This is a genomic window from Candidatus Electronema sp. JC (assembly GCF_048287365.2).
GTDB lineage: Bacteria > Desulfobacterota > Desulfobulbia > Desulfobulbales > Desulfobulbaceae > Electronema.
The window spans coordinates 1-10,674 of the sequence record NZ_JBLWEM020000003.1; the positions used below are offsets into that span (position 1 = coordinate 1).

11 protein-coding genes are annotated in these 10,674 nt (G+C 62.0%); 5 read left to right on the forward strand and 6 right to left on the reverse strand.

Translation table 11 applies throughout. From position 1 onward, the window contains the following. Positions 1-123 precede the first annotated feature (123 nt). Positions 124-411: a hypothetical protein gene (locus tag ACNKH3_RS00700; RefSeq protein ID WP_417916935.1), complete on the reverse strand. Its 288-nt coding sequence runs from the start codon at positions 409-411 to the stop codon at positions 124-126. A gap of 340 nt (positions 412-751) precedes the next feature. Between ACNKH3_RS00700 and ACNKH3_RS00705 the strand changes: the two genes are divergently transcribed. Further along, entirely contained in the window at positions 752-2,056 is a 1,305-nt protein-coding gene (locus ACNKH3_RS00705) for a choice-of-anchor Q domain-containing protein (RefSeq protein ID WP_417916934.1), read from the forward strand. 31 nt (positions 2,057-2,087) lie between these two features. On the opposite strand, the gene ACNKH3_RS00710 is transcribed toward ACNKH3_RS00705, so the two are convergent. From ACNKH3_RS00710 to ACNKH3_RS00725, 4 genes are all read right to left on the reverse strand, one after another. After that, complete coding sequence (locus ACNKH3_RS00710) at positions 2,088-2,885, reverse strand: formylglycine-generating enzyme family protein (protein ID WP_420207877.1); 798 nt, start codon at positions 2,883-2,885, stop codon at positions 2,088-2,090. Between the two features lie 2 nt (positions 2,886-2,887). Continuing rightward, positions 2,888-4,855 (reverse strand): SUMF1/EgtB/PvdO family nonheme iron enzyme, encoded by a 1,968-nt coding sequence (locus ACNKH3_RS00715; RefSeq protein ID WP_420207878.1) that lies wholly within the window; start codon positions 4,853-4,855, stop codon positions 2,888-2,890. Continuing rightward, entirely contained in the window at positions 4,852-6,090 is a 1,239-nt protein-coding gene (locus ACNKH3_RS00720; RefSeq protein ID WP_417916467.1) for an AAA family ATPase, read from the reverse strand. Before ACNKH3_RS00720 ends, ACNKH3_RS00715 begins: the two co-directional genes overlap by 4 nt. Before the next feature lie 106 nt (positions 6,091-6,196). Then, a complete protein-coding gene (locus tag ACNKH3_RS00725) occupies positions 6,197-6,952 on the reverse strand; it encodes a 4'-phosphopantetheinyl transferase family protein (protein ID WP_417916466.1) in 756 nt (251 codons plus the stop codon). Between the two features lie 62 nt (positions 6,953-7,014). On the opposite strand from ACNKH3_RS00725, the gene ACNKH3_RS00730 reads away from it, so the two are divergent. Continuing rightward, on the forward strand, positions 7,015-7,719 hold the full coding sequence (locus tag ACNKH3_RS00730; protein WP_417916465.1) for a CvpA family protein: 705 nt from the start codon (positions 7,015-7,017) through the stop codon (positions 7,717-7,719). Here ACNKH3_RS00730 and ACNKH3_RS00735 read toward each other — a convergent pair. Next, positions 7,716-8,255 carry a hypothetical protein gene (locus ACNKH3_RS00735; protein ID WP_417916464.1) on the reverse strand — a complete coding sequence of 180 codons (540 nt, stop codon included), beginning with the start codon at positions 8,253-8,255 and terminating at the stop codon, positions 7,716-7,718. The two genes, ACNKH3_RS00730 and ACNKH3_RS00735, sit on opposite strands and share 4 nt — an antisense overlap. An 81-nt stretch (positions 8,256-8,336) precedes the next feature. Here ACNKH3_RS00735 and pgl point away from each other — a divergent pair, with 81 nt between their 5' ends. From pgl to ACNKH3_RS00750, 3 genes are all read left to right on the forward strand, one after another. After that, complete coding sequence (gene pgl, locus ACNKH3_RS00740; RefSeq protein WP_420207879.1) at positions 8,337-9,035, forward strand: 6-phosphogluconolactonase; 699 nt, start codon at positions 8,337-8,339, stop codon at positions 9,033-9,035. Positions 9,036-9,294: 259 nt separating this feature from the next. Continuing rightward, positions 9,295-10,470, forward strand: a complete 1,176-nt coding sequence (locus ACNKH3_RS00745) for a hypothetical protein (protein ID WP_420207880.1) — start codon at positions 9,295-9,297, stop codon at positions 10,468-10,470. A gap of 13 nt (positions 10,471-10,483) precedes the next feature. Then, positions 10,484-10,674 (forward strand): IS630 transposase-related protein (locus ACNKH3_RS00750; RefSeq protein WP_420207881.1); only part of this gene is annotated, 191 nt, incomplete at its 3' end.

Genomic DNA, 10,674 nt, shown 5'->3' on the forward strand with positions numbered 1-10,674 from the left:
GGCAAAGGTTATCGGCATTAGTCAGAAAGACATTGTCATTTTCGAGAAGTATTGAGAATTTGACAGCATCTGTTTGGAGATTTATTCATCACCATAATGATAGTATTTTATTTAATTGATCACTTATGGTTCACATTTACCCCGGGCTGCCAATTTGCCGGTGAAGGAGAGCGAATAGGTGAAGGCGTTCTCCTCAGTCACCTGCTCGCCATTGGTCAGGCTTTCCGCAATGAGCTGATTGTGCAGGTCAATGAAGGTGCGGAACTCCTCCTCGGTGTAATTGGGCAGCACCTTGGCCATCCGGGCCGCCATGTCCGCCTTGCCCAGCACATTGCGGGGAATGAAGCGTATCCAGTACGACTGCGGCGTGGTCATGGCATTGATCTCAGGCCGCCATTGAATAGTTGCCATAGCTGCTCCTCCGTGTTCAATTGGTTGAGATGACCTTGCAAACCTGTGTCAGCGCATCCTAAGACGACATCAGCGGGCTGTCAAGGAATTCCTCGCTGATTCGGGAAGGAGCCTTGGCGGAAAACGCATAGGAGCCTTCTCGAAATGCGGCAAGGCTCCTATGCGTACAGCGAGAAGGCTCCTTCTCACAATACGGATAGGTTCCTTCTCGGAAAACGGCAAGGCTCCTTGCCGCAAAACGAGGAGGCTCCTTGCCGGCCCTCTCTGCTTGACACAGCCGCCAGTGATGCCATATCCTCATAGAATGAGGCGGCATTCCCATGAAAAAGGAGGAGAGACCATGAAGACAAAGATTTTGTCCGGGCTGCTGACAGCGGCTCTTGGCCTGACAGCACAGGCTGCTCATTCAGCAAACATCACAGTGGATGCAGGCGGCAACTGCACCTTGGCTGAGGCCATCACTTCGGCCAACAATGATAGTGCAACTGGGAACGGCTGCGTGGATGGCTCTGGCGCGGACACCATCACCTTGCAGACGAATGTCACTCTTGCCGCAGCCCTGCCGGACATCAGCAGTGCCATCACCATTGAAGGCGGCGGAAAGACGATCAACGGCAATGGCGGCAACTTCTCCGTGCTGAAGATTGTCTCCGGTGGCACTTTGACCTTGAATAATGCGACCATCACTGGAGGCCACCCTCTTGCTGACAGCGGCGGCGGCATTTACGCTGACACAGGCTCCACAGTCATTTTAAATAGCTGCACGGTCAGCGGGAACACCGCTGGTGGCAGCATGGGCGGCGGTATTTTTGCTGCCGGCACCACCTCAGTCACGCTGAACAACTCCACAGTCAGCGGGAACGCCTGTAATATGAGTGGCGGCGGCATCGGTGCTGTTTTTGCCGGAGCCTTAGTCACGCTGAACAGTTCCACGGTCAGCGCTAACACTGCCAACGGTATAGGGATAGGCGGCGGCATTTTTGTCACTGAAAATGGTGCCTCAGTCACCTTGCGCAGCTCTATCGTCAGCAATAACAATGCTGTTGCTGGCAATGAAGTGTATACTGCAAACAGCGGCGTTGTCACTGCTGACAGCTATAACGTCTTCGGTCACAGCGGCGAGTCAGATGTTCAAGCCTACGGCACCAACGGTGTCTCCTTCACGCCCGGAGCGACCGATGTCAATGCCACCAGCAACGGCAGCGCACCGGCTGCGTTGTCCGCCATTCTTTCCCCGCTGGCAGACAACGGCGGCCCAACGCAGACCCACGCTCTACCGTCGGGCAGCCCAGCTGTCAATTTAGACGCAACGTGCGGCACTGGATTGATAGAGGATCAGCGGGGAATCGCACGGCCAGCAACTGGCTGCGATGCGGGCGCGTATGAGTATGTCGCCCCCACCGGCGTGAACGACATAGACGATGACTTCATCCTCGATCTGGCCGACAACTGCATGACGGTCTATAACCCTGATCAGCAGGACACGGACGGCGACAGGATCGGCGATGCGTGCGACAACTGCCCGCAGGCCGCCAACTTCAATCAGCAGGACAGCAACGCTGACGGCAAGGGCGATGTGTGCTGCCAGTCAAGCAGCGTCCCAAGCAGCACGAGGCTTGCCCCGGTGTACAAGCTGCTGCTTTGAGGCCCCTTCGGCTCCGCTCAGGGTACTCCCTTCAAACCGCCAGCCGCAGGCCAATGCTGCCGCCGCTGAAATCGGGCCAGCAGCGGTCGCGGCTGGCGGCGCGGACGTATCCGGCCCCGCAGACCCAGGAGCCGCCCTTCACCACCCGCAGCACGCCTGTAGCCGCCGTGTCCTGCGGATCTAGCACCGCCTCGCCGCCCAAGTCCTCCTGCCACCCGTCCTGGCACCATTCCCAGACATTGCCGTGCATTTCATGCAGGCCCCAGGCGTTGGCGGGCAGGCTCTTCACCGGCACGGTGCGGCGGCGGCAGAGCTTCTCGCCGATCTCGTCGCTGGGATTGTAGTTCACCTGCTCCGGCGTGATTTCCTCGCCAAAGGAGAACGGCCCGCTGCTGCCTGCCCGGCAGGCGCATTCCCACTCCGCCTCGGTCGGCAAGCGGGCGTTGAGGCCGGGGATGAGGGCGTTCAGCTGCCAGAGGAACTGCTGCGCCATGTCCCAGCTCACCCGCTCGACCGGATGCTGCGGCCCGATGAAACCGCTGGGATTGCTCCGCATCACCGCCTGCCACAGCTCCTGCGTCACCGCAGTGTCCGCCAGCCAGAAGCCCTTGCTCAGGCGCACCTCGTGCCGCGTCTCCTTGCCGGGCAGGAAATAGCCCTCGCTCTCCTCTTCCGGCGATCCCATGAGAAAGCGGCCCGGCTTGATCCAGCGGAAGAGCTGGCGGATGCCGCGCAGGCTGACTGTCAGCCAGAGGCCGCAGGCATCCTCGCCCCAGCTGGAGGCCCAGGGCGGCGGAAAGGGAGCGGGTGAGGCGGCGGAACGGAGCATGGTCAGCTGCGGCTGAATATCCGGCGGAAGAGGGAAGGACGCGGCGGCTCCGGGAGTTCCGCAGGCGCAGGCGCGGCAGCTTTCTGCGCCAGAAGAGGCAGCTCGTGATCACGGGCGATGCGGAAGCCGATGCGGTCATTGCGGAAATCCGGGGCGAAGCGGCCCCGCGCCGCCGAGCGCGCTGCCTTGCCGCCGAGAAACCAAGAGCCGCCCCGCGCCGCCCGGAACTCGCCGCGCTCCGGCCCCTGCGGATCCAAGGCCGCGTCGCCGCCCAAGTCCTCCTGCCACCAGTCCTGGCACCATTCCCAGACATTGCCGTGCATCTCATAAAAGCCCCAAGCATTGGGCGGCAGGCTCTGCACCGGCACGGTGCGGCGGCGGAACTCGCCCTTGGCGCTGTTATGATAGGGAAAGGCCCCGTTGCAGTTGGCCTGCTCCGGCGTGATCTGGCTGCCAAAGGAGAACGGCCCACCGCTGCCTGCCCGGCAGGCGTATTCCCACTCCGCCTCAGTCGGCAGGCGGGCGTTGAGGCCGGGCACCATCGCGTTCAGCCGCTGGAGGAAGAGCTGCGCGTCCTCCCAGCTCACATTGTCCGCAGGCAGCTCGCGGCCTTGGAATTTGGACGGATTGCCGCGCATGACAAAGTGCCACAGCTCCTGCGTGACAGCAGTGTCCGCCAGCCAGAATCCCTTGCTCAGGCGGACTTCGTGCAGAGTCTCTCTGCCCCAGGTCTCGCGCTCTGGCTCGTCCAGCGGCGATCCCATCAGGAAGCGGCCCGGCTCCAGCCAGCGGAACCGCTGCATCACCCGGCCATAGAAGCCGATGTAGGCACTGAGGCCGAAGCGGTCGGTGTCTGCCGGGCCGTGGCAGCTGGCCCAGCGGCCTTCGCCGCTGCGGGCCGGGGCCTGCCAGTAGAGCCGATAACTGCGGCCCAGCCAAGGGATTTCCGCGAACAGCTCGCGGCTATTCCTGCCGATCAGCGCAGCCCAAGCCGGGCGAACGCAGGCGTGGACATGCAGGACTTCCGAGGCGGTTTGAAGGCTGAAGCGTTCCGCTCCGCGCAGGCTACAGAGCGGCTGCCCGCTCCGCACCGGCACGGTCTCAGCCCGCCCATCCTCGCGGCGGAGGAGCAGTAGGTCTGCGGTCAGCTCCAGCGCGGCGATGCGGCTGCCCTTGAGCAGGCAGATGCCGCTTTCCGGGCTGTTGAGCAGGAACATCGCCTCGCCTTCCTGAATCAGCAGCCACGGCGAGGGCGGCAGCGGCTCCGCAGCGGCGGCCAGCGCGACTTCGGGCTGGAACTGCGGCGGAATCACCGCGCCTTGCCGGAGCGCGTCCCGGTGCGCGATGCCGTAGAGGCAGCCCTGCCAATCCTGCTGCCTGCCCGGCGGCAGCAGCTCCAATGCCTGCCGGGCAAAGCGGATGAGATCGGCATCTTTCTGCCGCTCAAACCAAGTGCGGAGAAAGCGGAGGAAGAACGGCTCCAGCCAAGCGGGCTGCTCTCCGGCACGGAGCAGCTGCAAGGCCAAGGCGGCAGGCGGGGTCTGCGGCGGCGGGCTGGTCTCCGCTTGCGCAGGGCGGCGGGGTAGAGGGCGGAACTGGGCGGCAGCCTCGGTCAGCGCGGCAGGATCAGGCCGCCGGCTTGACAGAGAGGGACTGGCTGTCAGGCGCAGCTCCTTGGCCCGCAAAGGCCGGAACTGCCGCAGCTTGGCCGACAGGTTGCGCCCGGCTGCGGCCTGAAGCGGCTCGCGGCGGCGCAAGTGCCAGAACTGCTCTGCCGGGAAAAGGGCCTTGCGGTCTGCGGGCGCGGTCTCATAGCCTGCCTCCGCTTCTGTATCCGGCTGCGCGGCGGGTGGCGAGGCCGCTTTCAGCTGATACCCGGCCAGCCGGGCGGCAGCGGCCAATGGCGCGTCCGGCTGGAGAGCCAGCAGGCGGAGCAGGTCGGCCCGGCTGACGGTCTGCGGCCTGCTCATTCCTGCGCGTCTTTCACCAGCACAAAGGGGCTGATCTGCTCCAAGAGGGCGAGCTGCCGTTGCTCGTCACTCTCCGCCGCCATCTGCCGCAGAGCGCGGAGCAGGTCAAGGTATTCCGCCTGCCCCGGCCTGATCAACCCAGCTTGGCGGGCTTCGCGGCGGTCGCGGGCCAGCAGCTCGGCAGCCCGCTCTCTGACCTTGGCAGTGAAGGTCCCGGCGAAATGGGTCTCGCCGCGCTCGGCCAGCCACTTGACAAAGGCGCGCTCCGGGCTGAACGACTCGGCCCGCTGGCCCGGCTGCCGGTTCCACCAGCCGCGCAGGAACTGCTCGTCATCGACGCGGAGGTGGAGGACAAGGCAGCGGCGGACAAAGGCGGGCGGCAGCTCGCGCTCCTCGTTGGTGGTGATGATCACCAAGGGCTTGGGCAGGCCGGGCGGGGTGCGCACAGTCTGATTGAGCAGCGGCGCATGAAAGCCGCCGTTGCCCAGTACCTCAAGCAAGGCGTTGGGCAGGGCCGCGTCCGCCTTGTCGATTTCGTCAAGCAGGATGACAGAGCCCTGCCGGGCTGCTGCCGCCGCGTCGTCCAAGGCAAAGCCGGGTTGATAGAAGGGCCAGCGGCAGCGTTCGAGCTGCTGCCGGGCGGACTGGCAGTCCACCGCCCACCAGAGCGGGCCGGGGCTGATGCTGCGGCACGGATGGAGGTCGCCGATCTCCTGTCCGGCAAGAAAGCTGCGCCCCGCCCCTGCGCTGATCGCCCGGAAGAGCTGCTGGCGCTTCTGCTGCATGTTTTTCTTCTTTTTATACCGCGCCGCCTTTCTCCGGCTGGCGGCCGCGTCGGGCGGGGCGAGCATCTGCTGCTCAAGGACGGAAGGCTCGTCCTCTTCATCCTCCCCGTCATCTTGGCGGAGAGCCTGCGCCGCAGCTTCCGCCGCCAGCATCTGCGCCTCGTGGAAACGGGCGACCGGATCATAATGCCAGAGCAGGCTCTGCGGCTCGGTCGAGGCGGTGATCACTTCGCTGAGGAAGCGGCGGTTCAGCTCCTGCGCGGCGGCACGGGCGAGCTGGCTCTTGCCGCTGCCCGGCTCGCCCCGAACCAGCAGGGGCCTGCCTGCGGCCAAAGCCATTTCCACGGCCAAGGCTGATTCCTCATCAAAAACATGGAAGCTCTCCTCCCACGACTGGCATCGTTCCAGCCGGATGCGCTGATGGATTCTGATCTGCTGGCTGCTGCTCATATATGGATCCGCCCTGCGGCGGCAGTTCCTTGGGCTGTATGAAAAAATTGCGTCCTGTCCGCCAAGCGCGGACGGCAAAAGAATAGTACCACAGAGGAGAAAATTATCAAAGGGAAGACGGGCGAGGGGACAGTGCCGCGCCGGCAGTCAAGGCCAGCACGTAGGGCGGAAACGCATAGGCTGCCGCCGCCTGTGCGCCACATTGAAAACGCCAGGCGCAGTCTCCGGCAGGAAGGATGCGCTCCGCCTTGATGCCGGAGAACATGCCCGGCTGCTGAGGCAGGCTCTTCTTCACCGCCTCCTTCACCGCCCAGAGCATGGTCAGAGCGGCAGTCTCGCTGCCAAGCTCCGGCTGTCCGGCCAGCAGCTCCAGCTCGTCAGCGGCGGCGAAATATTTCGTCAGCAAAGGCAGCTTCGCCGAAATGACTTGCAGATCAATGCCGCAAGGCCGTCCCGGCGCGGCCAAGGCGGCGGCGTATCTGCCGCTGTGGGTGATGGACAGCGTGAGGCTGTCAGCACCGCCGCTGACCGTCGGCCTGCCCTGCGCGTCCGGCAGGATGGTCAGCCGCCGCGCCTGCGCCGTAAAATCGGCACCCTCCGGCAGATTGAGCAAAGCCGCCTTAGCCGCGATTCTGCCGCCCAGCCATTCGCGCCGCCGCTTGGGATGGCGCAGCTGCTGGAAAAATTCCTGCTCGGCCTCTGACAGCAGCCGCTCCGCAGCCTCATCACCTAGCTCGGTTAAATCAACCAGCGCGGCGCAACGCTCCTCCTCGGCCCGCCGACGGCCCCAAGCAAAGGCGGCGGGGAAAAAAGCGGTCAGCGACGATGAGACTTCCGGGCAAGTATTGGTTGTGCTCTGCATGACAGCGGGTATAATCGAAAGCGGCAGACAGTTTTTTCGCAATTTTTCATCGGAGGAACAGCATGATCAGCATAACCTGGCACGAAATCAGCATTTTTGATTACAGTATCGCGGGCATTCTGATGATTTTTCTGCTGCGCGGCCTCTGCATCGGTTTTGTCCGCCAGCTCGCCGCCGCCGCCGTGCTGGTCGGCAGCTGCTGGCTCGCCGGAGCATACGCCGGGCAGGTCATGCCTTTGCTCAAACCCTACCTGCCGCTGCCGGAAGGGCTGATCATCCAGCCCGCCGAACTTTTCTGGCTCATTTTCTGCACCATCTATTTGCTTGCCATGCTCGTTTTCACCTTAATCGGCAAGCTGCTGGAAGTCAAACTGCTCGGCTGGACCGACCGCATGGCAGGCGGGCTGCTTGGCCTAGCCAGAGGAGCTTTTGTCGCCGCGCTGCTTTTCATGCTGCTGACTGCCGTGCTGCCTCTCCGGCATCCGCTCTTCGAGGGTTCGCTGACTGTGCCGCATCTCAGCCAAGGCGCGGAGATCATCCGTCAGTTCATCCGTGATGTCAATATCCGGAATGACCTCAGGCCCATGCCCCCGCAAGAAGCGCAAGCGCCGCTGGAGCCGGCGGAGGAGCAGCTGCCGCCGGCTGACGGGACGCTTGTTTTGCCGGATGATGCGATTCCTGATCAAGGCGAATCCCAGCTGCCGCCCGCCGCGCCCGCACAGGAGGAACTGGGCGGGGAGCAGCAGAGCTTTCCGGCGGAGAATTAACGCAGCTCGCCGACCAAGACTTCAGCGATCTCGGCCTGCGTCAGCATCCAGTCGCCGTCCTGCTTTTTCATGGAGATGAGCGCCGGGGCCGTTGTTTCCGCCGCAGGCTGGTCCGGCTTGACTTGGCGCAGCAGCCGCGCTTGGAGCCGCACCGCCGCCTCGCCTTTGGCCGGGAAGTCAATTTCCACGTCCTCGAAGCTGACGGCCAAATTTTCGTAGCGGTCGCGGTAGCGCATCAAATACAGCACTGCCAGATCCCGCTCGGCGAATTCCGTCCGCCTGCCGCGCTCAGGCACGATCAGCGTGCAGCAGCTTTCCGCCAGCACGGTCTTGACATCGCGCATCTTGAGCGCGGTCTCCATTGTGCTTTCCTGGCGGCTCTCCTTGCTCAAATCCCAAGTCAGGGCGGTGAGCTGGCGTTTGATCACCTGGCGGTCGGAAAAATACCAGAAAAGCCAGCTGATCAGGACTAAGACCAGCGCGGTGCCGATGACGGCGGGCTTGCGTTTGGCCAGCAGTTCGTTGACCGCAATCATGATTTCGCCTCCAGTACGATTTTATCTTGCTGAACACTGTACCTGTTCAGCAGGGCCGCCGCAAGGATGAGAGAAAAGATTATGCAGCTGCACACTTTTCCCGACCAGCAGACGCTGGTCAGCGCATTGGCGGAGCATCTTGCCGCCGCCTTGCGCAGAGACATCGCCGCGCAGGGACGGGCCAGCCTGGCCGTGTCCGGCGGCTCAACGCCGCTGCCGCTGTTCGAGCGGCTCTCCGAGCTGGACATTCCTTGGCGGAACGTGCTGATCACCTTGGCCGATGAACGCTGGGTTGATGCCTCTTCGCCGGATTCCAACGAAGCCTTGGCACGCCGCAGCCTGCTCAGAAACCGGGCGGCGGCAGCCACGTTCATCGGCCTGAAAACAGCGGCGGCCACGGCGGCGGCAGGCACGGCGGACTGCGAGGCCCGTTTGGCCGTTCTGCCCCGGCCCTTCACGGCGGTCATCCTCGGCATGGGCAATGACGGCCACACCGCCTCGCTCTTTCCCTGCGCGCCCCAGCTTGTCGAGGCCGCCGACCTGCGCTGCGGCAGACGCTGCGCCGCGCTCAGGCCGCAGACCGCGCCCCACGAGCGGATCAGCCTGACCCTGCCCGCCCTGCTTGATGCGCGGGAGATCATTCTCCACATCACCGGGTCGGAGAAAAAAATTGTGCTGGAGCAAGCCCTGTCTGCCGGTCCGCCGGAGGCAATGCCGGTCCGCTTCATTCTCCGTCAGCAGGCCGCGCCGGTGGCCGTATACTGGTCGGCCAAGCCCTGAAAAAAACTGTCCGCTGACGTTCCTGCGCGGCGGACAGTCCTGCCTTTTTTGCCTCCCTTTGTTTTTCCCGCAGCAGCCCGCCGAACTTCGCTTCGCCTAATTTTCCTCGCCGCTCATTAAAACCGAAGCCCGCTTCGGCGCGGCTTTTAAGCACATCTCGACAAAACAGCAGGTTACGCCGCAGATGTATCTGGCACGGCATTTGCATTTCTATGTGCAGAAAGTCTCAGCGTAAATTCTATCTAACAGGAGAAAATTCATGAACGACAACAGTAAAATCGAAATCAGAATCTTGTCCTCCCGCACGGCATACAGAAGTTTTGATGTGCAGGACGAGCCTTTAGTCGCAGAGGCTATCCGCACCCGCGTGCTTCCGGCAGCAGAAGCGGCATATTGGCGCGTTGATGTGAAAATTAAACGCAAGACAGACCAAACTCCCAATCACCTGATTGCCTATCTGCTGAGGAAGGATAGCTATCTCGCTGAAGTAGTCAGGGTGGACATCCAGAGCGACTACAAGGTGACGAGTATAACTTGGGGATATGACGAATCTCAAGAAGAGGAGGGCGATGAGGAGTCGACCTTTCCCATAAGCAGAGATCAGGCTGCCTGCGAGTTTGATTTTGTCGTGGCCACGCCAGTTCCTGAGATTCAAACTGCGAAGGGTGCTGTCGAATTTCTGCATAAGCTCTTCACCAGTCTTGGATTTAAATCCAAGATGCTGCTTGGCGCAGAGGCAACTGTGGCGAATTACAGGATGCATCTTGCCTCCGGCATCAAAGGTTTTGTCAACATAGGTCACGGCAACACGAATGGCATCGCTCTCGCCGATGGATTTTTGGATGCGGTCTGGTTCAACAGTCTTTCCTGCCAAGCCGCAGACCCAGCTGTGGTGTATTTCAATTCATGCCAAGTTCATAACGATCCGCTGAAATCGGCAGTGATGAAGGCAGGCGCGCGAACCTTTATTGGCGGCATTGTCAATTTGCTGATTGGACCATCTGAAGAAGTTTGCAAGTGTTTTTGGAGCAGAGCGCTACAGGCGGCTGTGCCAATGGGCAAAACATTGTGCGTCTGCGAGAAGGAGAAATACCCACAGGAAGGAGCGCACGGAATCAGCGGAGATACAGGAATCTTCATGGCGGCAAGAAGGCTGGTCGTAGCGGCAGCCTCTGAAGATGGTATTGCGGATCCAGGAAACCGGCGGCCAAACTATCTCGTTGTGTCGGTTACAGATATCAATGGAGAGCCAGTCACCGGGCTTGAAGCGTCCAGCTTCAAAGTGGACCCGATGATCGTTGGGCCGGGCGGAGCATTGGTGGAAATCACAGCAGTTCGGGCGGGTCGGCTGCCTGGTTTTTACCATATTGATTTGGTGCCCATCCGCAGGGAAACTTGGAAGCAAGGTGTCTATAGCCAAAGCAGTATAAAATGACTACACTGTGCGTATGGCATACTCAATAGATTTTCGTCGGAAGGTTTTGGAGATCAAAGACCGGGACAGCCTGAGCTTTGAAGAGACGGCTCTGCGTTTCGGAGTCAGCAAATCAAGCGTGAGCCGCTGGGCGAAACGGCTTGAACCGTGCCGCACTCGGAACAAACCCGCGACAAAGATTGCTCCTGAGCGTCTCATCCGTGA